Annotated in this window: 22 protein-coding genes, 4 tRNA genes and 2 pseudogenes; 22 read left to right on the plus strand and 6 right to left on the minus strand. The window is 45.2% G+C overall.

What is annotated here, in order from left to right:
* Nucleotides 1-418: 418 nt before the first annotated feature.
* Together DDT52_RS02240 and DDT52_RS02245 are read left to right on the plus strand one after the other, a co-directional pair.
* Nucleotides 419-685 (plus strand): annotated as a pseudogene (locus DDT52_RS02240) (LysR family transcriptional regulator); the annotation flags it as partial.
* A 275-nt stretch (nucleotides 686-960) separates the two neighbouring features.
* Complete coding sequence (locus DDT52_RS02245; protein ID WP_136154933.1) at nucleotides 961-1,227, plus strand: sigma-S stabilization anti-adapter protein IraP; 267 nt, start codon at nucleotides 961-963, stop codon at nucleotides 1,225-1,227.
* A 174-nt stretch (nucleotides 1,228-1,401) separates the two neighbouring features.
* Here DDT52_RS02245 and cycA read toward each other — a convergent pair whose 3' ends face one another.
* Nucleotides 1,402-2,808 (minus strand): D-serine/D-alanine/glycine transporter, encoded by a 1,407-nt coding sequence (gene cycA, locus DDT52_RS02250; protein WP_136154934.1) that lies wholly within the window; start codon nucleotides 2,806-2,808, stop codon nucleotides 1,402-1,404.
* A 334-nt stretch (nucleotides 2,809-3,142) separates the two neighbouring features.
* Here cycA and DDT52_RS02255 point away from each other — a divergent pair.
* Both DDT52_RS02255 and DDT52_RS02260 read left to right on the plus strand, forming a co-directional pair.
* Nucleotides 3,143-3,218, plus strand: a tRNA-Lys gene (locus DDT52_RS02255).
* Between the two features lie 644 nt (nucleotides 3,219-3,862).
* Nucleotides 3,863-4,153 (plus strand): hypothetical protein, encoded by a 291-nt coding sequence (locus tag DDT52_RS02260; protein WP_136154935.1) that lies wholly within the window; start codon nucleotides 3,863-3,865, stop codon nucleotides 4,151-4,153.
* Between the two features lie 122 nt (nucleotides 4,154-4,275).
* Here the strand turns inward: DDT52_RS02260 and DDT52_RS02265 are convergent, their stop codons facing one another.
* Nucleotides 4,276-4,500: a DUF2594 family protein gene (locus DDT52_RS02265; RefSeq protein ID WP_109053343.1), complete on the minus strand. Its 225-nt coding sequence runs from the start codon at nucleotides 4,498-4,500 to the stop codon at nucleotides 4,276-4,278.
* Nucleotides 4,501-5,165: 665 nt separating this feature from the next.
* Here DDT52_RS02265 and uvrY point away from each other — a divergent pair.
* The 8 genes and pseudogenes from uvrY to DDT52_RS21105 all read left to right on the plus strand — a co-directional run bounded on the left by uvrY (nucleotide 5,166) and on the right by DDT52_RS21105 (nucleotide 9,150).
* Nucleotides 5,166-5,822, plus strand: a complete 657-nt coding sequence (gene uvrY, locus DDT52_RS02270; RefSeq protein WP_109053441.1) for a UvrY/SirA/GacA family response regulator transcription factor — start codon at nucleotides 5,166-5,168, stop codon at nucleotides 5,820-5,822.
* Nucleotides 5,815-7,647 (plus strand): excinuclease ABC subunit UvrC, encoded by a 1,833-nt coding sequence (uvrC, locus tag DDT52_RS02275; protein ID WP_136154936.1) that lies wholly within the window; start codon nucleotides 5,815-5,817, stop codon nucleotides 7,645-7,647. The genes uvrY and uvrC overlap by 8 nt, the downstream gene beginning before the upstream one ends.
* Before the next feature lie 58 nt (nucleotides 7,648-7,705).
* Nucleotides 7,706-8,254, plus strand: a complete 549-nt coding sequence (gene pgsA / locus DDT52_RS02280) for a CDP-diacylglycerol--glycerol-3-phosphate 3-phosphatidyltransferase (RefSeq protein WP_136154937.1) — start codon at nucleotides 7,706-7,708, stop codon at nucleotides 8,252-8,254.
* A 144-nt stretch (nucleotides 8,255-8,398) separates the two neighbouring features.
* Nucleotides 8,399-8,474 (plus strand) — tRNA-Gly (locus tag DDT52_RS02285).
* Between the two features lie 35 nt (nucleotides 8,475-8,509).
* Nucleotides 8,510-8,583, plus strand: a tRNA-Cys gene (locus DDT52_RS02290).
* A gap of 8 nt (nucleotides 8,584-8,591) precedes the next feature.
* Nucleotides 8,592-8,678: transfer RNA gene (locus DDT52_RS02295), tRNA-Leu, on the plus strand.
* Between the two features lie 181 nt (nucleotides 8,679-8,859).
* Nucleotides 8,860-8,991 (plus strand): annotated as a pseudogene (locus DDT52_RS21100) (transposase); the annotation flags it as partial.
* Nucleotides 8,989-9,150 (plus strand): MerR family DNA-binding protein, encoded by a 162-nt coding sequence (locus DDT52_RS21105; RefSeq protein ID WP_281728898.1) that lies wholly within the window; start codon nucleotides 8,989-8,991, stop codon nucleotides 9,148-9,150. The pseudogene DDT52_RS21100 and the gene DDT52_RS21105, both read left to right, overlap by 3 nt.
* 219 nt (nucleotides 9,151-9,369) lie before the next feature.
* On the opposite strand, the gene DDT52_RS02305 is transcribed toward DDT52_RS21105, so the two are convergent.
* Together DDT52_RS02305 and DDT52_RS02310 are read right to left on the minus strand one after the other, a co-directional pair.
* Nucleotides 9,370-9,588 (minus strand): KTSC domain-containing protein, encoded by a 219-nt coding sequence (locus DDT52_RS02305; RefSeq protein ID WP_109053307.1) that lies wholly within the window; start codon nucleotides 9,586-9,588, stop codon nucleotides 9,370-9,372.
* A 203-nt stretch (nucleotides 9,589-9,791) separates the two neighbouring features.
* Entirely contained in the window at nucleotides 9,792-11,192 is a 1,401-nt protein-coding gene (locus tag DDT52_RS02310; RefSeq protein WP_247595463.1) for a diguanylate cyclase, read from the minus strand.
* Nucleotides 11,193-11,440: 248 nt separating this feature from the next.
* Between DDT52_RS02310 and dsrB the strand changes: the two genes are divergently transcribed.
* A complete protein-coding gene (gene dsrB, locus DDT52_RS02315; RefSeq protein WP_136154940.1) occupies nucleotides 11,441-11,641 on the plus strand; it encodes a protein DsrB in 201 nt (66 codons plus the stop codon).
* 70 nt (nucleotides 11,642-11,711) lie between these two features.
* Here dsrB and DDT52_RS02320 read toward each other — a convergent pair whose 3' ends face one another.
* Nucleotides 11,712-13,439: a methyl-accepting chemotaxis protein gene (locus tag DDT52_RS02320; RefSeq protein WP_136154941.1), complete on the minus strand. Its 1,728-nt coding sequence runs from the start codon at nucleotides 13,437-13,439 to the stop codon at nucleotides 11,712-11,714.
* A 671-nt stretch (nucleotides 13,440-14,110) separates the two neighbouring features.
* Nucleotides 14,111-15,262: an iron-containing alcohol dehydrogenase gene (locus tag DDT52_RS02325; RefSeq protein WP_136154942.1), complete on the minus strand. Its 1,152-nt coding sequence runs from the start codon at nucleotides 15,260-15,262 to the stop codon at nucleotides 14,111-14,113.
* Nucleotides 15,263-15,905: 643 nt separating this feature from the next.
* Here DDT52_RS02325 and flhD point away from each other — a divergent pair.
* The 9 genes from flhD (at nucleotide 15,906) to DDT52_RS02370 (ending at nucleotide 25,769) form a co-directional block, all read left to right on the plus strand.
* Nucleotides 15,906-16,256 (plus strand): flagellar transcriptional regulator FlhD, encoded by a 351-nt coding sequence (gene flhD, locus DDT52_RS02330; RefSeq protein ID WP_109053302.1) that lies wholly within the window; start codon nucleotides 15,906-15,908, stop codon nucleotides 16,254-16,256.
* A gap of 2 nt (nucleotides 16,257-16,258) precedes the next feature.
* Nucleotides 16,259-16,837 (plus strand): flagellar transcriptional regulator FlhC, encoded by a 579-nt coding sequence (flhC, locus tag DDT52_RS02335; RefSeq protein WP_109053301.1) that lies wholly within the window; start codon nucleotides 16,259-16,261, stop codon nucleotides 16,835-16,837.
* Between the two features lie 135 nt (nucleotides 16,838-16,972).
* Entirely contained in the window at nucleotides 16,973-17,860 is an 888-nt protein-coding gene (gene motA / locus DDT52_RS02340) for a flagellar motor stator protein MotA (RefSeq protein WP_136154943.1), read from the plus strand.
* The gene (motB, locus tag DDT52_RS02345) at nucleotides 17,857-18,909 is read left to right on the plus strand and encodes a flagellar motor protein MotB (RefSeq protein ID WP_136154944.1); all 1,053 of its coding nucleotides are present in this window, start codon (nucleotides 17,857-17,859) and stop codon (nucleotides 18,907-18,909) included. Before motA ends, motB begins: the two co-directional genes overlap by 4 nt.
* A 39-nt stretch (nucleotides 18,910-18,948) precedes the next feature.
* Nucleotides 18,949-20,970, plus strand: coding sequence for a chemotaxis protein CheA (gene cheA, locus DDT52_RS02350; protein WP_210732669.1), 2,022 nt, complete (start codon nucleotides 18,949-18,951; stop codon nucleotides 20,968-20,970).
* A gap of 40 nt (nucleotides 20,971-21,010) precedes the next feature.
* Nucleotides 21,011-21,508 (plus strand): chemotaxis protein CheW, encoded by a 498-nt coding sequence (cheW, locus tag DDT52_RS02355; protein WP_109053297.1) that lies wholly within the window; start codon nucleotides 21,011-21,013, stop codon nucleotides 21,506-21,508.
* A gap of 137 nt (nucleotides 21,509-21,645) precedes the next feature.
* Nucleotides 21,646-23,334, plus strand: a complete 1,689-nt coding sequence (locus tag DDT52_RS02360; RefSeq protein WP_136154945.1) for a methyl-accepting chemotaxis protein — start codon at nucleotides 21,646-21,648, stop codon at nucleotides 23,332-23,334.
* 507 nt (nucleotides 23,335-23,841) lie between these two features.
* Nucleotides 23,842-24,714 carry a protein-glutamate O-methyltransferase CheR gene (gene cheR, locus DDT52_RS02365; RefSeq protein WP_109053295.1) on the plus strand — a complete coding sequence of 291 codons (873 nt, stop codon included), beginning with the start codon at nucleotides 23,842-23,844 and terminating at the stop codon, nucleotides 24,712-24,714.
* Nucleotides 24,714-25,769 carry a protein-glutamate methylesterase/protein-glutamine glutaminase gene (locus DDT52_RS02370; RefSeq protein WP_136154946.1) on the plus strand — a complete coding sequence of 352 codons (1,056 nt, stop codon included), beginning with the start codon at nucleotides 24,714-24,716 and terminating at the stop codon, nucleotides 25,767-25,769. Before cheR ends, DDT52_RS02370 begins: the two co-directional genes overlap by 1 nt.
* The last annotated feature ends 34 nt before the right edge of the window (nucleotides 25,770-25,803 follow it).

Genomic DNA, 25,803 nt, shown 5'->3' on the forward strand with positions numbered 1-25,803 from the left:
ATTAACAGTCCGCCGTTCTACCGACTGAACTACAGAGGAATCGGTTAACTGCGGGGAATGATAGCGGGAGCACCTCACCTTGTCAAAGAGAGTTATGCGTTGTGGCGACTGATTGCTGAAGTAATAATCAACATATTGAAATTGCAGCGCAAGTTATCAGTGCCGAAGCGGAACATTGGCCGTTCAGGATGGTTTGTTTGCACCTTGAAATAGCAATGATTGCCTTAGCATGGTGCATAAGTGGGGGAGGGAAAAGCTGGGTCATTCATCGCTCGACAGTCTGATTTGATCCGCGAACCATTTGTTTTCCTTATTTTACCTGTGGCTTATCAAGTGTGTACTGTATTTTCATTGCAATAAGCACAGAATATGGCGCGTTTTTTGCTACCTCTTTGGAGTAACTACTCAGGAGGCAGAAATGAATCTTAGACGGCTCAAATACTTTGTGAAGATCGTTGATATCGGTAGCCTGACACAGGCTGCTGAGTTGTTGCACATTGCGCAACCAGCGCTGAGCCAGCAGGTCGCTACGCTGGAGAGTGAGCTTGAAAAGCAGTTGCTGGTACGTAGCCGACGTGGAGTTACACCCACAGAAGCGGGGAAAATTCTTTATTCGCATGCACAAACCATTTTGTCTCAATGCGAGCAGGCGAAAAATGCAGTCAATGGGGTGAGGCAGTCTGTGAACGTATAGACTTTAGATAGCCAGTCATTTAGGCAATGGCTGGCTATATAAAATGTTTTTTGAGACGCTTAATCAGTATATTCATTTATCTCCGATTTAATTTTTATCCGCCCAGTATGAGTATGACAACCTCAAAGTTGTGATATGTACTGGCGGTGCGACTAGTTCCGGTGTTACATTAATCATCGTTATGTTTTCTCTACCCTCTATATGCCAACCTTACGTTGGGGCATTGTGGTGTGTATGACGATGGTTTCTTTGACCGAGGAGTTCAAATGAATAATATTCTTTCTCATCTTTTAATCAAATTGGCAGAAAAAGAGATTGGAGAAAAAGAACTTAGTGCCAAAGTTAAGTCATTGGAAATATTGGTATCTGCAATTATTTCAACGCTAGATGATGAAAAGCTGAATGAACTGGCAAGGAAAATAGAAAGCGAGTTGGCAAAAGAAACGCAACGTGCTGCGGAGTATGGATGTTTAGCTGACGAATTATTGATTCGTAATATTAATTCAATTACTACATTGTCTTTGCGAGATTGATTTTCTTATATTACCAGGATGATTGTGTGGTTCGTAGCCATATTGTTTGTATAATATTTATTAGTAATGTTCTCATCGATTGAGAAAGCATTTTCGATGAAAAGCGCATTTCAAAAATAAAGACGCTGATTATTCGTCAGCGCCTCTTCGGAATGATACCTATTTCCACTTATCTTATAATGCTTGTTTTTTCTTGCGAATGACCTGATAGGTTATTGCCAGAATAATAAACCAGAGCGGTGTGACAAGTAGCGCTTGCAGAGTGTCGGGTTGCAAGGTAAGCAATACGATGACGAAAGCAAAAAACGCCAGACAAACCCAGCACATGAAAATACCCCATGGCATTTTATACTGTGAACTGGTGTGCAAATGTGGGCGTTTTTTGCGGTATGCCAGATAAGCACTGAGGATGATGCTCCAGATGAACATAAATAAAATGGCTGAGACTGTTGTTACCAATGTAAAGACGGTCATCACATTCGGGATCAGGTAAATCAATACGACCCCGGACAGCAGGCAGATGCATGAGAACATCAAGCCGGCAGAAGGCACGGCGCGTTTAGACAACATACCAAAGCGTTTCGGTGCATCCCCTTGTTTTGCTAATCCAAAAAGCATCCGGCTGGTGGAAAATACGCCACTGTTGGCCGAGGAAGCCGCGGAGGTTAGTACCACAAAATTGATCACGCTGGCGGCGGCAGGTAAGCCAACCAGGACAAACATTTCAACGAATGGGCTACGATCGGGGGCGATAGCACTCCAGGGCGTGACCGACATGATCATCACCAATGCAAACACATAAAACATGATGATACGGATTGGAATCGCATTAATCGCCCTGGGTAATACCACGCGTGGATTTTTTGTTTCTGCGGCGGTGGTGCCCACCAGCTCGATACCGACGAAGGCAAAGACGGCTATCTGAAAACCAGCGAAAAATCCGCTAAGGCCTTTAGGAAACATCCCTCCATCATTCCACAGATTGCTAAACGATGCGACAGAGCCCGATGGTGAAGGGAAGTTCATCATAACCAACACTACGCCGATAATAATCAACGCAACGATAGCCACGATTTTTATCATGGCAAACCAAAACTCCATCTCACCAAATAATTTCACGGTTGCCAGGTTTAATGTGAGCAGCAGCAGCACACAAAGCAGTGAGGATATCCACTGTGAGAGATCCGGGAACCAGAATTGGGCATAGGCGCTGATTGCAACGACATCTGCAATGCCGGTGACAACCCAGCAGAACCAGTATGTCCAGCCGGTAAAAAAACCGGCCCAGGGGCCAAGCAAATCCGCAGCAAAATCACTGAATGATTTATAGTTCAGATCGGACAGCAGCAGTTCACCCATGGCCCGCATGACAAAAAACAGCATAAAGCCAATGATCATATAAACGAAGATGATTGAGGGACCAGCAAGACTGATGGTTTTTCCCGACCCCATGAATAATCCGGTGCCAATGGCTCCGCCGATGGCAATTAACTGGATGTGTCGGTTAGTCAGGTTACGCCTTAGTCCTTCATCTTCGGTCGTGGCAGCGAGGTTTGTAACCTCTTTTGATTGGTCTACCATTTAATACTATTTCCTGTTTTTATCTGTGATGTTGTTGTGAGCTCTTGAGTGGCTCTCGTTGACTCATGTTGCCGTGGATAAGATAGCGTAAATGTCTCACTCATTATAGTGAGTGACCAACACAAATAGAGTGAATAATTGCATGGTATAATTCTGTATGTTTTTTGCCCTGAATAAACGGCGTATTGAATATGAAGGGAGCGGATGTATTCGGCGCGTAGGTTAGCAAAGTTGGGCATCGCTCACAATGTAATTCGTGATGATGAGAAAATAAGAAAAAATCATTGTGAACTATTTGACAGTTGCCGCCAAGAGGAGAATAATCCACGCCGTTGGGTCGTTAGCTCAGTCGGTAGAGCAGTTGACTCTTAATCAATTGGTCCGGGGTTCGAGCCCCCGACGACCCACCAACAACTTAGTGTATTGCTGCGTTTTTGTTCCATTTCTTCAAAGTTCTTCGATATTATTGTTACTTTTTCTTTATTTAAATTGTTAAAGTTCAATATCTAATGCTTTATCTTTTCTTTAAAAGCCATTATTAAATAAATATCAAATCATAAATATTAATTAGCATTTTCTGATTTTTATTTGAATTAAGTAATATTATTAGATTGAATGTCTGACGGTCGAGTTTCCTTTATCCATCCTGTATCATTTAATCGGGGAATAAGACTATTAAATAAAGTCATATTCTATACTTAATAGACATTCGAAATGCGGCAACTGAATGAATCCCTCCGAAGTTTACCCCAAAATCCTGAGTGAAAAATTCGTCTGGAACCGCTTTGAACGCCTGCCTGCCCCGATCCGGAAAAGGTGAAGCCCAGAGGGAAGCCGAGTCGTTTAGGACGGTTAATGTACCTGTAACTTGAGAGGTGACGGAGATATTTGATACTCGGTTTTCTTGCAACACTTTACATTGATAGTGAAGTGCTATACTCAATGTGGGCTGATAATCGGTATTCGCCGAAGGTTGATCTTCACCAAGGCATCGCGGTTGCTGATATTACTTGACTGATTTTAAGCGAATTGCTGCTGTGAGTTTGGAGGTTATATGGGATTTGCAAAATTGTTGGCTGTTGTGGAAAAGAGTCATCAGGATCCAAAATCCGTCATCTCACTGTCTGAACTGAGTCAGGCAATTCATGAAATCATCTGCTCCGAGAAAGCCAAGGAGTACAGAATCAACGAATGTTTTATCGAACTGAGACGTTTGGTGGATGAAAGAAAGGCTATCGCCAAAAAGCAGTTTATGGACAAGGTGCGGGTAACTGAGTTGACGCAATACAAAAAGACGGAAGAAGAACTCTTACTCAAACTGAGAAGTTTAGAAAAACAGATGTAACGCAGCGCACCGTCATTTTTTTGAAGATGGAAGATGATGTGCGTAGAAATCGCCACATCATGCGTCATACAGAGAAGATGCCGCTGACATCAAATCTGGTGTCAGCGGATTTGAACCGTGGCCTATTGACGATAAGCGTGTTTGATTTGTTTGATCGTGTTACCGAACACGGCAGCCTGCTCAGGGTCTTCTAACTGAGCAATATACCTTTCCATGTTGATAATCACTTTTCCGGCATCTGCCTGACCGATAGCCTTCAGCAATAGTGTTACTGTTGCTTTCAGACAGGTGACTTCGTGTGATAACGCTTCTACCGAAGCCGCAGTGGAAAAGTCTACATTGCCCATGGTTTCTCCTTAACAATAAACAGCATAAAATGTTCTTAGTCAGCCAGTTACATGTCTAATGACTTTGCTACCAGCGTAATCAGATGGCGGCGAGTATAGCATAATGCATATTCGTGGCAGCGATTATTAATCAGTAATCACTATGTAATGGCCGTTGTTTATGTGTTTAACTTAATTTTTGTCGTATCTAATTGCTGGCTTTTATAGGATAAATTGATATTCAAATGTTTTTGTAAAAATACATAAAACTTTCAATCTGCATGTTTTTTTAAGTTGTGATATTCATGTTATACACGCATTTTTAGTATAAGATATTGATGTGAAAGATGATTACAATAGTGTCTTTTTATTGACATGCGGAATTGAATGCCAATTACATGCCATTGATTGGCATTGGTTTTTTGTTAATGTCCAGTGTCATGAACGGCTTAGGTCCAGAGGGCTTAAAGTTATAATCTGAATGTTAAGAATGTGATCAATATACACGCTGAGCATAACAGTATATTGTTATCATTATGCCGTGGTATTGATTATTTATTACTTCATGGCATATTTAAAAATACATATTCATATAAACAGTATTCATTATTTTTCGAAACCAACGTAGTATCACCTGCAAGCAACTCTTTATGTAAGTGTTACTCTCTTTTTTGGAGAATTATTCTTTGATTAGCGTTTTTCTTGTTGATGACCATGAACTGGTGCGGGCAGGGATACGGCGCATTCTTGACGATATCAAAGGTCTTAAGGTTGTTGGTGAAGCGTCATGCGGTGAAGATGCCGTTAAGTGGTGCCGTAGCAACACTGTTGATGTTGTCTTAATGGACATGAGTATGCCGGGAATCGGTGGTCTTGAGGCGACACGTAAAATTTTGCGATTTTCTCCTGATATAAAAGTAATTATGCTAACTATTTATACAGAGAATCCTTTACCTGCTAAAGTAATGCAAGCAGGGGCCGCAGGATACGTGAGCAAGGCCGCAGCCCCGCAGGAAGTTATCTGTGCCATTCGTGCCGTGCATGCCGGTAAACGTTATATTGCTTCGGATATCGCCCAGCAAATGGCACTAAGTCAGTTGGAGCCGCAGACGGAGACACCTTTGGAGTGCCTGTCTGAGCGTGAGTTGCAGATTATGCTGATGATCACCAAAGGGCAGAAAGTCACTGAGATTTCAGACCAGTTAAATCTGAGCCCTAAAACGGTGAACAGCTATCGTTATCGGATGTTCAGCAAGCTGAATATCAATGGTGATGTCGAGTTGACGCACCTGGCAATTCGCCACGGGCTTTTTAATGCGGAGACATTGTTAAGTAGTGAGTGACAGCTTCGATGCTTCGGCATTTCTAAAGACGGTAACCAGCCAGCCTGGGGTCTACCGTATGTATGATGCCGCAAATACGGTGATCTATGTCGGTAAGGCGAAAGATTTAAAGAAACGACTTTCCAGCTATTTTCGCAGCAATGTTGCCAGTCGCAAAACGGAAGCATTGGTAAGAAGTATCAGGCAGATCGATGTGACGATCACGCATACTGAAACGGAAGCCTTGCTGCTGGAACATAACTATATCAAGCTTTATCAGCCGCGCTACAACGTATTACTGCGTGATGATAAGTCATACCCCATGATTTTTCTCAGTGCCGACCGGCATCCCAGGTTGGCCGTGCACCGTGGAGCCAAACACGCCAAAGGTGAGTACTTCGGGCCATTTCCAAATGGAAATGCCGTGCGTGAAACGTTGCTGCTGCTGCAAAAGCTGTTTCCCGTTCGCCAATGTGAAAACAGCGTATACCGTAATCGCTCTCGTCCTTGCCTACAGTATCAAATTGGTCGGTGTCTTGGTCCGTGTGTGGCGGGATTGGTCAGCGAGGAGGACTATCAGCAACAGGTTGATTATGTCCGTCTGTTTTTGTCTGGGAAAGATCAGCAAGTCCTTAACCAACTGATATCAAAAATGGAAACGGCCAGTCGCGAATTGAAGTTTGAAGAAGCGGCGCGTATCCGCGATCAAATTCAGGCCGTTCGACGCGTGACGGAAAAACAGTTTGTCTCGGGTGATGGTGAAGATCTCGACGTTATCGGCGTGGCCTTTGACGCCGGGATCGCGTGTGTGCACGTACTGTTTATTCGTCAGGGGAAAGTGCTGGGTAGTCGTAGCTATTTTCCAAGAGTACCCGGCGGGACTGAATTGGGTGAAGTCGTACAAACATTTGTTGGACAGTTTTACCTGCAGGGGAGTGTGGCCCGAACCTTACCTTCGGAAATTCTGCTTGATTTCACATTGCCGGATAAAGATCTGCTAACCGAATCGTTAACTGAAGTCGCTGGTCGAAAAGTGCAAATCCAAAGCAAACCACGTGGCGATCGTGCGCGGTATCTGAAACTTGCCCGTACCAATGCTGCGACGGCTCTGGTGACGAAATTATCGCAGCAATCGACTATTCACCAGCGACTGACCGCGTTAGCCAATGTTTTACAATTGCCTGAAATTAAACGCATGGAGTGTTTTGATATCAGTCATACTATGGGTGAACAGACTGTGGCATCCTGTGTCGTGTTTGACGAAAATGGTCCGCTGCGATCGGAGTATCGGCGCTATAATATTAGTGGTATTACGCCCGGTGATGATTATGCCGCGATGGCTCAGGTACTCAAACGTCGATATGGCAAGGCATTGGATGACAGCAAGATTCCTGATGTGATTGTTATTGACGGTGGTAAGGGACAACTGGGGCAGGCGCAGGCGGTATTTGACTCACTACAGGTGGCATGGGATAAGAATAAACCCCTGTTACTCGGTGTGGCAAAAGGCAGCGATCGTAAAGCGGGCCTTGAAACACTGTTTTTTGAGGCGACAGGGGAGGGCGTAGTGTTGCCTCCAGATTCGCCGGCTTTGCACGTCATTCAGCATATTCGCGATGATTCTCACGATCATGCGATTGGTGGGCATCGCAAGAAAAGAGCAAAAGTTAAGAACACCAGTACATTAGAGCTCATTGAAGGTGTTGGGCCCAAACGTCGGCAGACTCTGCTGAAATACATGGGAGGGCTGCAGCCTTTGATGAACGCCAGCGTTGAGGAAATTGCAAATGTGCCGGGTATTTCACATGCATTGGCAGAAAAGATCTTCCATGCATTGAAACACTAGGGACAATGTAGCAACATACTCGTAATATCCACTCCAGCCAAATAGTTACCTAAGCGCTATGCAATTTAATATACCGACGTTGCTTACCCTGTTTCGTGTTGCTCTAATCCCATTTTTTGTGCTGGCGTTTTATCTTCCATTCGTCTGGGCACCGCTCGTGTGCGCACTGATTTTTGTGTTTGCCGCCGTTACCGATTGGTTTGATGGATTTCTGGCGCGACGCTGGAAACAAACTACGCGATTTGGCGCATTTCTCGATCCGGTCGCGGACAAAGTGATGGTGGCGGTTGCACTGGTTCTGGTCGCTGAGCATTACCATTCCTGGTGGATTACACTACCTGCGGCAACAATGATTGCACGAGAGATCATTATCTCTGCATTGCGTGAATGGATGGCTGAGATAGGCAAACGCAGTAGCGTAGCGGTTTCATGGATCGGAAAAGTAAAAACCACGGCACAAATGATGGCATTGGTTGCCTTGTTATGGCGACCAGAACGCCTGATCGAAGGGGTTGGTGTGATTGCTTTATATATCGCTGCGGTACTGACTTTTTGGTCAATGTTTCAATATTTGAACGCTGCCCGACATGATTTGCTTGAACCTTGATCGAAGCGCCTTAAAAACCAGCAAACGAACGGGTTTCATTGATAATTTTATTGACTCGTTGCGTCATGTCAGTAGAATGCACCGCATCAACAGCGGCGCTGATTTTTTGAAAGTTAGCAAAAAAATCAGCGTGTTCTGTGTAAGGCGGGAATAGCTCAGTTGGTAGAGCACGACCTTGCCAAGGTCGGGGTCGCGAGTTCGAGTCTCGTTTCCCGCTCCAATATATCAGCGATAGCTGAACAGGTTTAAAGGTAAGGCGCGTTGGCAGAGTGGCCATGCAGCGGATTGCAAATCCGCCTACCTCGGTTCGACTCCGGGACGCGCCTCCAATATCTAAGCCCGGGTGGTGGAATCGGTAGACACAAGGGATTTAAAATCCCTCGGCGTACGCGCTGTGCGGGTTCAAGTCCCGCCCCGGGCACCATCCTGAAATCAATAGACGTCAACCGACGTCTATTTTTTTGTGTATAGAAAACCCCCAGCTAGGCTGGGGGTTCCGTAAAGCTTTCAGCTATAAGCCGGTTATAAAAACCCCTTTTGATTTGTTAAAACACCTTGCGGTCTGGCAACTGCAAAAGTTAAACAAAAATTGAAAGGGGGTCCCAATGGGGGACGAAAAGAGCTTAGCGCACACCCGATGGAACTGTAAATATCACATAGTATTTGCGCCGAAATACCGAAGACAGGTGTTCTACGGAGAAAAACGCAGGGCGATAGGCAGCGTATTACAGACACTGGCCCTTATTGAGCTGGGGAAACAGGCGGGATTTTCACTGATGGAAATAGCCGGCATGTTTGATCTGGAAGGGAAACCGATACCTGACCGGGGCAGACTGGCAGCGAAGGCCAGAGAAATTGACAAAACGATCCAGCCTTTGACTTCAATTTATGCATAGATTGGTTCTCTACCCGAGCTACTGCGTTTGCAGGTCCTGATATTTGAGAACGATAAAATTTAGATGTGTCGCCGTCGCGCAAATGGAGAATCTGGATTTCTTGCCGGGGTACGCTGAAATCCAAATCCGAAAGAGTATTTCTGCCAGCTACCCGGCAGTGATATGAGCGATTACAGGGCAATCGTTTGTTGATGAATGGGTATCATTGTCGATTAATAGTTAGCTGATTTTTCGACATAAGAATTTGTTTTTTATTACCCCATCGAAGAAACGCCCTTTCGATACTACTGCTTCAGAAATAAATTTCCCATAAGTGCGCTCAGAAACGTTAATATATTGATAGATCTCTTTATTATGAAATTCTATTTCAAGAATGCGTTTCTTGGGATCATAGCCAATCGAACGAATCCTTGATGATGATACGGGTTGCCGCTGCAATGTTATCCCTCCTTTGAGTTAAAATACCGAAATAGACTATAAAGGATTTTAAGCATGCTGTGTTGTTGATGATCATGCTTATCAGTTGAATGTTTATCAGAGTTTTGGCTTGTAGGTTAGTAAAATTAATAACGGCAGGTGTTTCTGGTGTGAATTTGAACAATTCTGAGCAGGGCCGCACGAGCGGCCGCCTGACTGGAGTTTCAGTTTTTCCGCAAGTCATCTTCTGATGCATATTCAACGCGGTTTCGACCATTGGCTTTGGCTTTATATAGCGCGTCATCGGCAGACTTGATCAGGCACTCATAATCAGGATGTCCACTATAGACCGCGATACCTGCGCTGATCGTGGTTGTTATGGTTTTACCATTTTGAAGATGGATTTGGTGATCCTGAATTTTTTCTCTGAGCCTCTCGATCAGAGCGTAAGCCGCGAATTTTGGCGTTTCGATTAACACTACCATGAACTCTTCACCACCATAGCGGAAAATATAATCACTGTTTCTGGTATTTTCGTACAGAATTTCTGCGATGCTTTTCAATACGATATCGCCTGTCGCATGACCATAGGTGTCGTTGATTGACTTAAAATGATCAATATCGATCATTGTCACGGTAAGAGCCGAATTGGAGTGCATAGCCAGAGCGGTTTCATGTCGCAGAATTGTCGGTAGAAAACGGCGATTCAGTAACAGGGTCAACGTGTCTTTGCCACTTTCCAGCTTCTGGACATCATCAAATAACGATCCTAGCAACATATTGATTTTATAAATTTTACTTCTCACCGATTTAAGTAAAGGTGAATAGTTGCTTGGCGATAACGGACTTACTTTGCTGTAATGATTAATATAGTTGTCTGTTTCAACAATTAAGTCACTGATGACTTTGATCCCCTGAGCATTATTGAAGCTGGATTTTCCTTTATGATTGAACCATAAACCAAACTCCGATCCGCTGAGTTCAGGAATACTGGCCAACGGAGCTCCGGTGGCTACGCTGAAAATGAATGCATTCTCCCAATTTAACAATGCCGCATTTTGACGTTCTCTCTCCATTCCCGCGTTCTCCAGGATAGAGAACAGTCTGTAGGACTCTTCGTTTTTAGCTGCTCGATCGTGTGACTGAGAATAGGTTCTGCTCATAATTTCGATGGCAATATCTATCGATATTGAAGCAAAACGCATGGCTTCAAAGCATAATGGATCATTGCCCGTTTCTGGTAATATGTCTTCGTAAAGCGTCCATTTTAAACGTCGGGCTCCTCGCTCCACCAGCTCGACAGGAATGCCAATCCGTGCATGGATTTGTCCAATTTTTTTCTGATGTTCAATAAGCGCAGGCAGATCTTCTCCCGTGTTAGACAGGATACTGGCGACCCATTTACACATCGAACCATAGAGTCGATCATGAACTTGTTGGCGTGAGAGAAAGAAAGCCGCTTCTTTGTCTTGCAGCATGTAAGAATAGAACTCTTCCGCGAGGTCGGCAGACTTTTCGTCGGCCAGTCTTTGTAGCAGATTAAAAGCCTCGGGCGATGTTATCGCCAACAGCTCTTTCCACTCTGACGTTATCACCTGATTGTAGATTACTTCATTGTTCGCCATTCGTTTATTGGAATCCAGGAGCTCGTTCAACGTTCAATCTCTTCTGCGGGTACGGTACGCGTTACGCACTTGTATTAAAGTAAAAAACGATTAGTTTAACGTAATTGGGCACTTTTAGTTGGGGGAGTTTGCCAATATCTTATCGTTAAGGTTAGCAAGGCTAACTGTTTTCTTCGTAAGAAACGATGACGATTTTCATGGATGATGGTGGGTTTTGTTCTTTTGTGAATTTTTTTTGAGAAAAACCAATGAAAGTCAATGATTTAGTGACGGTAAAAACAGACGGTGACGCCAGGCGAGAAGGCGTGGTTCTGGAGATTGAAGTGTTTCAGGAAGGGACAATGTATTTAGTATCGCTTAAGGATTATCCTGCGGGTATTTGGTTTTTTAATGAAGTTGAGAGTAAAGACGGGACATTTGTCGAACCTATCAATCCTGCTGAAAAATAACCGCTCACAGGTATTGGCTTCACCAATGCGTGGCCAATACCTGTAGCGGTGAGGAAGTTATCTTGCCGGATTAAAACGTTTCCCAGTTATCGCTATGTTGTCTGGCGCTCTGGCCCGGTAGTGCCAGGGAGGCATTTGATCTGGAGGTTAACGCTGCCTGCTCCTTTGGCGCCGAAGCATACAGCTGCGACTGGTGGTTGGATAACTTGAATGTTGCTACTGCCCGGGTCAACACGGCCGCTTGTTCTTCCAATGACGCGGCGGCGGCGCTGGCCTCTTGTACTAACGCCGCATTCTGTTGTGTCACGCTGTCCATTTCAGCGATCGCTTGACCAACCTGAGAGATACCCCGACTTTGCTCATCGGACGCTGAGGCAATTTCACCCATGATGTCGGTGACATTGGTAACGGCATTCACAATTTCCCGCATGGTCTGACCTGCATTATCAACTAATACTGAGCCGCTATTGACCAAATTGACGGACTCGGAGATAAGCGTTTCTATCTCTTTCGCTGCCTGGGCGCTGCGTTGTGCCAGATTGCGCACTTCACCGGCAACGACGGCGAAACCTCTTCCTTGTTCACCCGCTCTGGCTGCTTCTACGGCAGCGTTCAAAGCCAGAATGTTGGTCTGAAACGCAATGCTGTTAATCACGCTGGTGATTTCAGATATCTTTTTGGAGCTACCTGAAATGTTACTCATGGTGTTGACGACATTGGCAACAATTTCGCCACCTTGTTTCGCTTTGCCTGATGCATTCGCGGCAAGCTGGCTGGCGTGGTGAGCGTTCTCCGAGTTTTGTTTCACGGTTGCTGTCAGTTGCTCCATGCTCGCCGCTGTTTGTTCCAGCGCCGCGGCTTGTTGTTCTGTACGTGAAGACAAGTCGGTATTGCCAGAGGTAATTTCCGTCGAGCCTTGATAGATGGAGTCAGCGCTTTCCCTGACGGTTGTTACGGTGGTGACCAGCGAAGACTGCATTTGCTGAACATTATGGCCCAATGTGCCAATTTCATTTCTGCCATAGTTATCGGGAACCTGAGTGAGGTCACCTTGGGCGATCCGTTGAATCCGGCTGACTAAATTATTTATCGGTTTAATGAGTGCTCGTCTGAGGAGCATGAAAGTCAGGAAGGTCAAAACAAGCGCAATAGCAAAACTGACGCCCGTCAATGTGTACCCTAATATGGCGTTGGCGTGAGCCGTATCATTCAGGTCTTTTGCGCGCTGTGTCCGATAAGCTACCGCCTCGAGCAAAGGCTTGTTGTAGGCCAGGTCCAGTACGCGGGTTTCTTCCGATTCCAGCGTAATAACTTCTTCAAACAGGCCTTCTTTTGCGGAGGTCAGCATTGGCATGATGCCGTGATTGACATATTCATCGTAAGCTTTACGTAAGTCTGCATCTAGCGCTGAGTCCTGGGCGCTTTTGACCGGGCGTTGTTCATAAACGAGAAAAGCCTGTTTGGATTGCTCTACACGTTGCAACGCCTGCTTCAGGTTATCATTAAAAACGTCAGAATCACCAATACGTGCGGCAGCAGCAGCCTGAATCAATAATAAGCGAGCTGTTTGGAGATGGTTGGAACTGTTTGATATCCCCATTCTGATATCAATCTCTTGTGTCACATCGGACAGTGACTGATTGCTGCGCTGTAAAAAATAGCTGGATGTCCCTATGGATAAGGCAAACAGCAGCATAATCCCGCCTAGAATAATGACGAATAAAGGAACCAGCCGTAAGTTACTCAACAAGCCTGTTTTACCCTGCTGCTCAGACCTTGAAGTTATTTTCATATCCATTCGCTCATTTTCAGGAGAAGTAATAACGATTTACCATACCGCCGACAGAGGATATTGGCGTTATGGGATCAAAATTTGCACGGAGGGCGAGTATGCCCAAAACAGCAATGTAAAATATAATCGGCACATCCTGGTAAACCTTAATGCGATTCAGCGAGATCCCGATCACGCTTTGGGTGTTTCAAAAAAAACAAAATAAAATTGCTGTTAAATTATACAAACAGATGACTGTTTGATGATAAAAAATGAAATTTCGCTGGCATTTTGTTTGTGTTTTTATTTTCTCCACGGGGAATGATTCCAGGAAAACGGCTTATTGTTATTACCAATAAAAAGTTTTTTAATTGCAGCATCATATTGTCTGCGTTGGGAATGTTCATCTTGCGATTAAAATTGGTGATGAATTATTTCATCTCGCAGATAGCGGATATTTCTGGGGGATATGAAAATAACAAGTTGAATTTTTATGAATCATTCAGATAGTTAATAGGGCTTGCTAACGTAATGGTTTTAAATATAAATTATGTTATCCGAAGGGTTAATTTCACCCCGTTGGCGGGTTTTTGTTGTTATTGTCGCCTCTGTTTTTTCTTTTGCGACATTTAGGGTGAACAAACGTCATAATAACAGTCTCTGAGTTTTATTCAGAGACTGTTACGTGTAACGTTATACTAATAACTTAATCTCAAAATCTCTCTGGCAACCGATTCATCAATGTCTTTATGCTCGCCCTGAGGAAGAATGTTGAAGGTGTCCAGACTGGTTATGATTTCTTCAACTGCATTTTCAGGTAGATCATAATCCCGCATACGCGTTCTTAACCCCATGGATTCAAAAAACTCCCGCGTTTTATTGATTGCCTGCTGAATTCGCTGTTCAGTATCGCCATCGGTTAATTGCCAGACCCGCTCTGCATACTGTAGTAATTTTTGCTGTTTTTTCGTCCGCTGGACATGAAGTAATGCGGGTAGCAAGACTGCCAATGTCTGTGCGTGATCCAGACCATATAATGCGGTTAATTGATGTCCAATACGATGTGTGGCCCAGTCCTGAGGAACACCAGCGCCAATTAATCCATTTAAAGCCAGAGTTGCACTCCAGGTTATTGTTGCTCGAACATCATAATTCTCTGGTTCACTCAAGGCTTTTGGTCCTTCTTCTATCAGCGTCAATAAAAGCCCTTCAGCAAACCTGTCTTGCACTTTCCCATAAACGGGGTAGGTCAGGTATTGTTCAATCACATGAACAAATGCATCAACAATGCCATTGGCGACTTGCCGTTCAGGCAGTGTGTACGATTTTTGAGGATCGAGAACAGCGAATCTGGGGAACAATAATGGATGGTTATAACCTGTTTTTACCCCAAGAGTCGTGTTAGAAACAACCGCGGTGGCATTCATCTCCGAGCCCGTTGCCGGCAGCGTCATAACACACCCTAAAGGCAACGCTTTGCTCAAGGGCCGTTTTTTGACCCAGATATCCCAAATATCGTCCTGGTAAACGGCGGCGGCGATAAATTTTGTTCCATCTACAACAGAACCGCCACCGACGGCAAGCAGGAAGTCAATGTTGTTTTCTTTAACGAGCGCTACGGCTTTCATCAGCGTGTCAACATGGGGATTGGGTTCAATCCCGCCAAACTCAATGTAGTCGCGTTCTCCAAGCGCGGCTCGAACTTCATTCAGCGTACCGTATTTTTCCGCGCTGCCACCGCCATAGGTAATCAGAACTTTTGCATGGATTGGGATGTATTGGGTGATGCTCGACACTTTCTGGCGTCCGAAAAGGATTCGTGTCGGATTGTAGTACTCAAAGTCGTTCATGAATGTATCTCCATGTTGTCCCTGATTGTTAAAAAATCGCTGGATACTGCTTCAGAGTGTGAGATAAGAACTGTTTTGGTTAGTCACATAAATTTTAAGTAAAGAATATATGCCTGTATATCATGTGGATATCCAGGATGGATTGAAAATATATTTACCTATCATTTAGATAGCAATCAAATTGTTTTTATAACATATTATTTTCAACGGTTTTTGTAACGTTTTATGCAACTTCCTGAACCAAAAATGCACATTAAAGAGCTCTTACCAGATAGAAAATTACACGCAAAGCTTCCAAAAATGTGATCTACATCACATAATCACTAAAATCATGATCCGCTCGCGTTGTATGTGCTACGGATTAGGCGGTACAGTTGCTCTGTTTTAGGATTAATCCTATGCTCTGGTTGGGAACGATTTCTCTGTCGGATCCCGTTGGGTAAAGGATGAATGGATTCGGAAGAAATGGATAAAGTTGGCAGCAGCAAGCAGCATTACTGTCCTAATAAGAAATGTAAATATAGTAACCTGGTATCTGGCACTGATAGTTTTTTATGCCATCAATGGAGAGTGATTTTTGAACTGGGCGATATGGTCTATCACCTAACTTATGTTTTAAACATAGCCTGTCGGGATGGGAAATATGGGTACCTCTGAATTACTCAAACACATTTATGACATTAATCTGTCTTATTTGTTACTGGCACAACGTTTAATTAATGATGAAAAAGCGTCAGCGATGTTTCGGTTGGGCATTGATGAAGCCATGGCCGATATGCTGATGCAGCTGACTTTGCCGCAGATGGTTAAATTAGCAGAAACTAATCAACTGATATGTCATTTCCGTTTTAATGATCACAATACAATCAAGCTCTTGACTCAAGAGTCGCGTGTGGACGATTTACAACAGATTCATACGGGAATTTTGCTGTCGAGTCACTTATTACAACAGTTAACTTCGAAAGAAGAAAACTTGCCTAAGAAAAGGGCATAGTAATGGCGGAGAAAAGTATTATTCAGGAAGCGAAAGACATTCAGTTAGCGATGGAGCTTATTTCGCTCGGTGCTCGCTTGCAGATGTTGGAAAGTGAAACACAGTTAAGCCGCGGACGTTTGATTAAACTGTATAAAGAACTTAGAGGTAGTCCGCCGCCAAAGGGAATGTTGCCATTTTCAACGGATTGGTTTATGACCTGGGAACAGAATATTCATTCATCAATGTTCTATAATGCATACAGCTTCTTAATGAAAAGTGGGCAATGTAACGGAGTTGAAGCGGTAATCAAATCTTATCGTCTTTATTTGGAACAATGTTCACCACAAAGTGACTCCCCGTTGTTGGCGTTGACTCGCGCATGGACATTGGTCCGATTTGTCGACAGTGGCATGTTGCAGCTTTCCGCGTGTAGTTGCTGCAGCGGTATGTTTATCACCCATGCGCATCAGCCTAAAAACAGTTTTGTTTGTAGCTTGTGCCAACCCCCCTCCAGAGCAGTAAAAAGGCGTAAACTTTCGCAAAATCTTGCCGATATAATACCTCAACTGCTGGATGAACAGGTAAAACACGCAGTCTGAGCCTGGTAGCGATTTGTGAATCTATCACTGTTTGTTATTAAGGGCAGTGATAGATTTTTCCTCAAGTAATTCCTGGCTACGTACACTGCGCTTTTACTCACCTTCCGCCCACCTTTTTTATTATAAGGAATTCTTGTGCTGGTTATATTGGGTTATCTTGTGACAGTGGGCTCGATACTTGGCGGTTATCTCATGGTCGGTGGGGCCTTGGGTGCGCTTTATCAACCTGCGGAAGTGTTGATTATCGCGGGAGCAGCCTTGGGGGCCTTTATTGTTGGTAATAATGGTAAAGCGATAAAAGCAACGATGAGAGCCTTGCCGGTTCTGATAAAGGGCTCCAAATACAATAAAGCGCTGTACATGGATCTGATGGCGTTGCTTTTTCGTTTGATGGCCAAGTCCCGTCAACAGGGGATGCTCTCTTTGGAGTTTGATATCGATAATCCCCGTGAGAGTGAGATTTTCTCAGGCTATCCGCGCATTCTGGCCGACAATAATATCATTGAATTCATTACGGATTACCTGCGCCTGATGGTGAGTGGTAATATGAATGCATTCGAAATCGAAACGCTGATGGATGAAGAGATTGAAACCGTGGAGCATGAAAGTGACGTGCCGGCCAATAGTCTCGCCATGGTTGGTGATGCGCTTCCCGCTTTCGGTATCGTTGCTGCGGTTATGGGGGTTGTACACTCACTGGCGTATGTCGATCGACCAGCTGCGGAATTGGGGATGATGATTGCCCATGCAATGGTTGGGACATTCCTTGGGATCTTATTGGCATACGGGTTTGTTTCACCCCTGGCGACGTTGTTGCGTCAGAAAAACGCAGAAAAAATAAAAGTTTTGCAATGTGTGAAAGTCACGCTGCTTTCCAGCCTGAACGGTTATGCGCCGCAAATTGCGGTCGAGTTTGGTCGTAAAACTTTATATTCCACGGAACGTCCTTCCTTTATCGAACTGGAAGAGCATATTCGCCGAGTGAAATCACCGGCTCAACAGGCGTCGGACAGTGACGCATGAAACATCAGCATCCGATTATTCGCAAAAAGCGTAAGTCCGGGCATGGAGCCCACCACGGCGGCTCCTGGAAGATCGCCTATGCTGACTTTATGACCGCCATGATGGCCTTGTTTTTGGTAATGTGGCTGATTTCCATCTCTTCACCGATGCAATTAGCGCAGATTGCCGAATACTTTCGTACGCCATTAAAAGTCGCGCTGACTTCGGGGTCTAAAGTGAGTGAAAGCTCAAGCCCGATTCCCGGCGGGGGAAATGATCCAACCCAGCAGGAAGGTGAAGTTAGAAAGACAATTAAGATGGATACGCTAGAGGGAAGATTAGACGAGATCCGTTTGAACAGGCTGCGGGAAAGATTAGACCAGCTTATTGAAGCTGATCCGAGATTACGTGCTCTGCGCCCACATCTGTTGATTGAAATGGTTGATGAAGGGTTGCGTATACAGATTATTGATAGCCAGAATCGCCCGATGTTTAAAACCGGGAGTGCGCAGGTAGAACCTTACATGAGAGATATCTTGCGTGCTATCGCACCTATTTTGAATGATATTCCCAATAAGCTGAGTATTTCAGGCCATACCGATGATGTTCAATATGCAAGCGGTGAGCGTGGTTACAGCAACTGGGAATTATCAGCCGATCGTGCTAACGCTTCGCGCAGAGAGTTAATTACTGGCGGTCTGTCTGAAGGTAAAGTGCTTCGGGTTGTCGGTATGGCTGCGACGATGGGTCTGAAGCAGGCGAGCGGCGGTAATGATGCCATTAATCGCCGTATCAGTCTGTTAGTGCTGAACAGGCAGGCGCAGCGGGATATTGAACATGAAAACGCTGAAAGCGATGCCATAAATGTAGACAAAGCTGACAATTTACAAAATATGGAGTTGGAAAATCCTAAACCTACCACTCAGCCTGCCGACAATAGTAGTAATAATATGGATGGAAGTGGTGAAACTTCTCCGCAACCCGTTAACGGAGTTCCTGCTCCAGAGCGTCAACAGCCGACTACCGCGTTGCCTGCTGCGCCGGACAGTCAGGCGACGCCTTCTCAATAAGCCGCGATTCACAGTAGAGGTGACCACGTGAGCATGGATATGAGCGCTTTCTATCAAACATTCTTTGATGAAGCAGATGAATTACTGGCGGATATGGAACAGCACCTATTGCTGTTGGACCCCCAGGCACCAGATACGGAACAAATGAATGCTATCTTCCGGGCTGCTCACTCAATAAAAGGGGGCGCAGGGACGTTTGGCTTTACCGTATTACAGGAAACCACGCATCTTTTAGAAAACCTACTAGATGGTGCCCGGCGCGGTGAAATGCGCCTCAGCACTGATATCATTAACCTGTTTCTGGAAACAAAAGACATTATGCAGGATCAGTTGGACGCTTATAAAACCGCGCAGGAACCCAATGCCGAGAGCTTTGAGTACATCTGTCAGGCTCTGCGCCAACTGGCATTAGAGTCCCAGGCTGAAAGCAATGCGGCTCAAGGCCAGTCTGCAACAGCACATGAGCAGGACGCAGCGTTGTCCAGCACACCGGCGGCGACCGCAGAAAAAGGTGAGTTGCGAATTGAACTTACCGGACTGAAGCCTCAGGAAATTCCTCAGATGCTGGAAGAGCTCGGTAATCTGGGAACGGTGAAAGATCCCCATCAGACAGATACCAGCATAGAAGTTACCTTGGTAACCTCTGAAAGCGAGGATGATATCAGCGCGGTGCTGTGCTTTGTGCTTGAACCAGAGCAGATCAATTTTCATCCCGTTCCTGCAGATAAACCTGCCGCCCTCGCTGCTGACGTCTCACCTAAGCCTGAAGTCCCCGTGGCGGAGGAGGTCGTTGCGCCCGCAGCAGCGCTGACCGCTGTTCCCACCGCTGCGCCTAAAGCTCATCCAGAGGTTACCAAGAATAGAACTAAAGCGGGTGATACCAGTATTCGCGTAGCGGTAGAAAAGGTTGATCAGTTAATCAACCTGGTTGGCGAACTGGTTATTACCCAGTCTATGTTGGCGCAACGTTCAAGTGAACTTGATCCTGTTGCGCATGGCGACTTGCTGAATAGCATGGGACAGTTGGAACGTAATGCCCGTGACCTGCAAGAGTCGGTTATGTCTATTCGTATGATGCCAATGGAATATGTGTTCAGCCGGTTCCCGCGTCTGGTTCGAGATCTTGCCGCCAAGTTAGACAAGCAGGTGGAATTGACGCTGTCAGGAAGTTCAACTGAGCTGGATAAGAGTCTTATCGAGCGTATTATTGATCCCCTTACTCACCTTGTTCGTAACAGTCTGGATCACGGTATCGAATCACCTGAAAAACGAATTGCAGCAGGGAAATCAGCGGTAGGTAATTTGATACTGTCAGCTGAACATCAAGGAGGGAATATCTGTATCGAAGTTGTGGATGACGGTGCAGGCCTTAATCGCGAAAAGATTTTAGCCAAGGCGCTCTCTCAAGGACTTGCAGTGAGTGATAACATATCTGACGAAGAAGTTGGCATGTTGATTTTTGCGCCAGGCTTCTCAACGGCAGAAAAAGTAACGGATGTTTCCGGTCGTGGCGTTGGTATGGATGTGGTGAAACGTAATATCCAGGAAATGGGGGGGCACGTTGAGATTCATTTCCAGGCTGGTAAAGGAACAACCATTCGGATTCTGTTACCACTGACGTTGGCTATCCTCGACGGTATGTCTGTCAAGGTGAATAACGAAGTGTTTATTCTGCCACTCAATGCTGTCATGGAATCATTACAGCCTCAGGCAGAAGACTTGTATCCATTGGCTGGCGGCGAGCGTGTATTGCAGGTGCGCGGTGAGTATTTACCATTGGTTGAGTTGTATCACATTTTTGATGTGGACGGCGCTAAAACCGATGCAACTCAAGGTATTGTTGTTATTTTACAAAGTGCTGGCCGCCGTTACGCCCTATTGGTGGATCAATTGATTGGACAGCATCAGGTTGTTGTCAAAAATTTAGAAAGTAATTATCGCAAGGTGCCAGGTGTTTCAGCCGCTACCATTTTGGGTGACGGTAGTGTTGCGCTGATTGTGGATGTTTCAGCGTTGCAGGCGCTTAATCGAGAAAAGCGTGTGGTTGAAACTGCTGCTTAACAACAAAAACAGATCGTTGATTGATTAAAGGGTGAAAAACATGACTGGACTTGCAAACGTCACGAAACTAGCCGGTGAAACTGTAGGACAGGAGTTCTTAATTTTTACACTGGGTGACGAAGAATACGGTGTCGATATTTTAAAAGTACAGGAAATCCGTGGCTATGACCAGGTAACTCGTATTGCTAATACACCTACTTTTATCAAAGGCGTAACGAACCTGCGCGGTGTAATTGTCCCCATCGTTGATTTGCGCATTAAATTTGCTCAACAGGAAGTTGATTACGATGACAATACGGTTGTCATCGTACTGAATCTTGGACAGCGTGTTGTTGGTATCGTTGTGGATGGCGTATCCGACGTTCTTTCACTGACTGCCGACCAGATTCGTCCGGCACCTGAGTTTGCGGTTACCTTGTCAACCGAGTACCTGACAGGATTAGGCTCTCTGGGTGAAAGAATGTTGATTCTGGTTGATATTGAGAAACTGCTCAGCAGTGAAGAAATGGCATTAGTCGATAGTGTCATGAAAGTCTGATTGTTGTTTGCAGGTTTCGTTGGGCCACTGATGTGGCTCAACGCCTATCTCTAGTATCTGCATTGTTCTTCAATTCATAAAGATATTCAAAATTAATGCCGATATTTTCGGTGGTTAGTCTGCACAAAAGGCTCGATATGTTTAATCGTATAAAAGTTGTTACAGGTTTGATGCTTGTATTGGTGTTATTTGGTTCTCTCCAACTTATTTCAGGTGGTTTATTTTTTAATGCGTTAAAGAATGACAAAGATGTTTTTAGCTCAATTCAGATTATTAACCAGAAGAAATCTGAATTGGATTCTACGTGGTCATATTTGTTACAAACACGTAATACCCTTAACCGGGCTGGTAGTCGTTTCGCATTGGATTCAAGTGGCGCAGGCACCGGGGTCTCTGGCATGGAGCTCTTGTCTTCAGCGACAAAGCAGCTTGCGGTTGCAAATGAATATTTTGCCAAATACGAAGGAATACCACTTCACAGCCAGCAGGATGCCAATGTGGCTAATGCGGTAAAAGAAAATTACGCCGCCTTGAATGCAGCGTTAACGGAATTGATAGCGTTCTTAAGTGCCGGAGAACTAAAGAAATTTATCGATCAACCTACTCAGGGTTTTCAGGATAACTTTGAAAAGGCGTATTACGCTTATAAAGCGGATAGCGATAATCTGTATAGGACTGAAGTCGCTAAAAATGATGCCGCCTATGACTCGGCGCTGTGGGTTCTGGGAACGATAATCGTTATTGTTTTTGCACTGGTCCTGGCTGCCTGGTTTGGCATTCAACAAATATTAATTAGCCCGCTAAATAATATTGTGAATCACATTCGTCATATTGCTAAGGGTGACCTTACTAAAACGATCCATTTTCGCAGCAATAATGAAATGGGCATCCTGGCGGATAGTATTCGGCATATGCAAACTGAATTTATCACTACGGTAAGCGCTGTTCGGCAAGGGTCGGACGCTATCTATACTGGAGCAACGGAAATCAGTGCCGGAAATAATGATCTTTCTTCCCGTACTGAGCAACAGGCTGCAGCATTGGAAGAAACCGCTGCCAGTATGGAACAGCTGACCGCCACGGTGAAACAGAATGCGGAAAATGCTCGTCAGGCCAGTCAGTTAGCGTTAAGTGCCTCTGAAACAGCACAGCGGGGCGGTAAGGTTGTCGATAATGTTGTGAAAACCATGCACAATATTGCTGGAAGTTCACAAAAAATTGCCGATATCACTAGTGTGATTGATGGCATTGCTTTTCAGACCAATATCCTGGCGCTGAACGCTGCGGTTGAAGCGGCGAGAGCAGGGGAGCAAGGTCGTGGTTTTGCGGTTGTTGCTGGCGAAGTTCGTAATTTGGCACAACGTAGTGCTCAGGCTGCAAAAGAAATTAAAAGTTTAATTGAAGATTCTGTCAGCCGGGTCGATGAAGGATCTGTACTGGTTGAAAGCGCTGGGGAGACGATGGGCGAAATCGTTAGTGCTGTAACCCGCGTTACCGACATCATGGGAGAGATTGCGTCAGCTTCCGATGAGCAAAGTAAGGGAATTGATCAGGTTGGCCAGGCTATAACTGAAATGGATCGGGTGACCCAACAGAACTCGGCGTTGGTTGAAGAGTCCGCATCAGCAGCAGTAGCTCTGGAAGAGCAGGTACGTATCCTGAATCAGGCAGTGGCTGTATTCCGTCTCTCTGATGATTCTGGTACATATAATAGAGGCACCGCGGCATCGACAGCGAATACGCAGAAACCTGTCCTGTTAGCGTCCTCTGCACCGGCGAAAAAATCGAAAGAAAGTTCCTCTACTGAAAATTGGGAAACATTCTAATTAGATGGCGCCAGGGCAAGTACGTAACGCTTTGGATTAAAAGAACGCGTGGTCATACTGCTCATCAGAAACGGAGATTTATTCTGATGGGCAGTACCAAAATGTCTTTGGTATGTGTTGAATCTGCAGATAGAACGACAAATGAGATTTCTGTTTGCAGCACAGATTACAGATATTATGGGTGAAATTTATACAACCCTCACTGAGGCAGTCTGGCAGTCTGGCAGTCCGGCGTTCAGTGTTGAGGGCTGTCTGAACATGTTGTCACTCACTTTGAGTGCCTCACCCGGCAATGCGGTTTTGGTAAACGGATATTTTCTGTTTTTTAAATTCAGCATTTTGATAAATTAAGAGAAATGTTTACCAATACAATGTTGGATGCTTAATCTTGAACCAGCAAGAGAAGGGGGTCTGACAAATGACAATTAAAGAAAACCTGCAACAGCTGTAAGGGAAAGTTCAGATTGGAAAAAAACATAGCAAAAATCGATATTCGAGCGGTTTGATATGAAAAGTACACCATCGCAAAATCGCCCTGAATCTGCCTCTATCCTGACGCAGATGGTTGATCGGTTGCCTCTGTCGGATGCTCATTTCCGACGGATCAGCCAATTGATATATCAACGAGCCGGTATTGTACTGGCCGATCATAAAAGAGAAATGGTTTACAATCGCTTGGTCAGGCGTTTGCGTTTGCTCGGAATAAACGATTTTGGTCAATATCTGGCATTACTTGAATCCGATCCAAACAGTGCTGAGTGGCAGGCATTTATCAATGCGTTAACCACCAACCTGACCGCTTTTTTTCGGGAAGCCCATCATTTTCCCATTTTGGCCGAACATGCCCGTAAACGTCCTAATGGTTATACCATCTGGAGTACTGCGGCATCGACAGGGGAAGAGCCTTATTCTCTGGCGATGACGCTTGCGGAAGTCCTTGGGAATAGAGTCAGTGGGTGTCAGGTTTGGGCGAGCGATATTGATACTCAGGTATTGGAGAAAGCGACCGCGGGCATATACCGTCAGGAAGAACTGCGCTCTCTTTCTCCCCAGCAATTACAGCGGTTTTTTTTACGTGGTACAGGCCCGCATAGTGGGCTTGTCCGCGTTCGCCCAGAACTGGCGTCAATGGTACATTTTCAGCAATTAAATCTGCTGGCGCCGGAATGGTCGATACCAGGACCGTTTGATGCAATTTTTTGTCGTAATGTGATGATTTATTTCGATAAAGAGACGCAAGAGCGCATTTTACGCCGATTTGTTCCGATGCTTAAACCGGGCGGGTTGTTATTTGCCGGGCATTCAGAGAATTTCAGCCAGATCAGTCGGGAGTTTTATTTGCGTGGGCAAACGGTTTATGGGCTGGCGAAGGAAAGATAATGAGTAAGATTAAAGTACTATGTGTCGATGATTCTGCCCTTATGCGCCAGATCATGACTGAAATAATTAATAGCCATCCAGATATGGAAGTGGTTGCAACGGCGCCAGATCCGTTAGTTGCCCGCGATTTGATTAAAAAATTTAATCCTCAGGTCTTGACGTTGGATGTCGAAATGCCACGTATGGACGGGTTGGATTTTTTAGAAAAATTAATGCGTTTACGTCCAATGCCGGTGGTGATGGTGTCTTCTCTGACGGGGAAAGGCTCTGAAATTACACTGCGGGCTTTGGAGTTGGGCGCCATCGATTTCGTTACCAAACCGCAATTAGGTATTCGTGAAGGCATGCTGGCTTACAGTGAACTGATTGCTGAAAAGATACGTATGGCTGCAAAAGCCCGTTTGCCTCAGCGTAGTTCGATGACGGAAGAACCAACAAAAATCATCCAGCATACGCCGTTGCTGAGTAGTGAAAAATTGATTGCAATTGGTGCCTCGACGGGCGGAACGGAGGCGATACGTCATGTTCTGCAACCTTTGCCACTGACAAGCCCGGCTTTACTGATTACTCAGCATATGCCGCCAGGATTTACCAAATCTTTTGCTGAGCGACTGAATAAATTGTGTCAGATTACAGTGAAAGAAGCTGAAGATGGGGAGCGTGTATTACCGGGTCATGCCTATATTGCTCCCGGCGCACGTCATCTTGAGTTGGCTCGCAGTGGTGCAAACTATCAAGTGCGTTTGAATGATGGTCCGCCAGTTAACCGCCACCGCCCATCGGTTGATGTGTTATTTCGTTCGGTGGCGCAATTTGCCGGACGTAATGCGGTAGGCGTTATCCTTACAGGTATGGGAAATGACGGAGCAGCCGGTATGTTGGAACTCCATCAGGCCGGCGCTTATACCATAGCGCAAAACGAAGCGAGTTGTGTGGTGTTTGGTATGCCACGCGAGGCTATCGCGATGGGAGGCGTCGACGAAGTGGTGGATTTGCACCAGGTTAGTCAGCGAATGCTGACACAAATTTCTGCCGGACAGGCATTACGTATATAAGCAGCTCTCGGTGAGCAATTAATATTTTAGGAGT

The organism is Brenneria roseae subsp. roseae, assembly GCF_003115845.1.
In the GTDB taxonomy this organism is placed as follows: domain Bacteria; phylum Pseudomonadota; class Gammaproteobacteria; order Enterobacterales; family Enterobacteriaceae; genus Brenneria; species Brenneria roseae.

Excerpts from the sequence above, each read along its gene's own strand:
- DDT52_RS02245 (WP_136154933.1), top strand. The coding sequence starts at position 961 with ATGAATAATATTCTTTCTCATCTTTTAATCAAATTGGCAGAAAAAGAG.
- cycA (WP_136154934.1), bottom strand. The coding sequence starts at position 2,808 with ATGGTAGACCAATCAAAAGAGGTTACAAACCTCGCTGCCACGACCGAA.
- DDT52_RS02260 (WP_136154935.1), top strand. The coding sequence starts at position 3,863 with ATGGGATTTGCAAAATTGTTGGCTGTTGTGGAAAAGAGTCATCAGGAT.
- DDT52_RS02265 (WP_109053343.1), bottom strand. The coding sequence starts at position 4,500 with ATGGGCAATGTAGACTTTTCCACTGCGGCTTCGGTAGAAGCGTTATCA.
- pgsA (WP_136154937.1), top strand. The coding sequence starts at position 7,706 with ATGCAATTTAATATACCGACGTTGCTTACCCTGTTTCGTGTTGCTCTA.
- DDT52_RS02310 (WP_247595463.1), bottom strand. The coding sequence starts at position 11,192 with ATGGCGAACAATGAAGTAATCTACAATCAGGTGATAACGTCAGAGTGG.
- dsrB (WP_136154940.1), top strand. The coding sequence starts at position 11,441 with ATGAAAGTCAATGATTTAGTGACGGTAAAAACAGACGGTGACGCCAGG.
- DDT52_RS02320 (WP_136154941.1), bottom strand. The coding sequence starts at position 13,439 with ATGGATATGAAAATAACTTCAAGGTCTGAGCAGCAGGGTAAAACAGGC.
- DDT52_RS02325 (WP_136154942.1), bottom strand. The coding sequence starts at position 15,262 with ATGAACGACTTTGAGTACTACAATCCGACACGAATCCTTTTCGGACGC.
- flhD (WP_109053302.1), top strand. The coding sequence starts at position 15,906 with ATGGGTACCTCTGAATTACTCAAACACATTTATGACATTAATCTGTCT.
- flhC (WP_109053301.1), top strand. The coding sequence starts at position 16,259 with ATGGCGGAGAAAAGTATTATTCAGGAAGCGAAAGACATTCAGTTAGCG.
- motB (WP_136154944.1), top strand. The coding sequence starts at position 17,857 with ATGAAACATCAGCATCCGATTATTCGCAAAAAGCGTAAGTCCGGGCAT.
- cheA (WP_210732669.1), top strand. The coding sequence starts at position 18,949 with ATGAGCGCTTTCTATCAAACATTCTTTGATGAAGCAGATGAATTACTG.
- cheW (WP_109053297.1), top strand. The coding sequence starts at position 21,011 with ATGACTGGACTTGCAAACGTCACGAAACTAGCCGGTGAAACTGTAGGA.
- DDT52_RS02360 (WP_136154945.1), top strand. The coding sequence starts at position 21,646 with ATGTTTAATCGTATAAAAGTTGTTACAGGTTTGATGCTTGTATTGGTG.
- cheR (WP_109053295.1), top strand. The coding sequence starts at position 23,842 with ATGAAAAGTACACCATCGCAAAATCGCCCTGAATCTGCCTCTATCCTG.
- DDT52_RS02370 (WP_136154946.1), top strand. The coding sequence starts at position 24,714 with ATGAGTAAGATTAAAGTACTATGTGTCGATGATTCTGCCCTTATGCGC.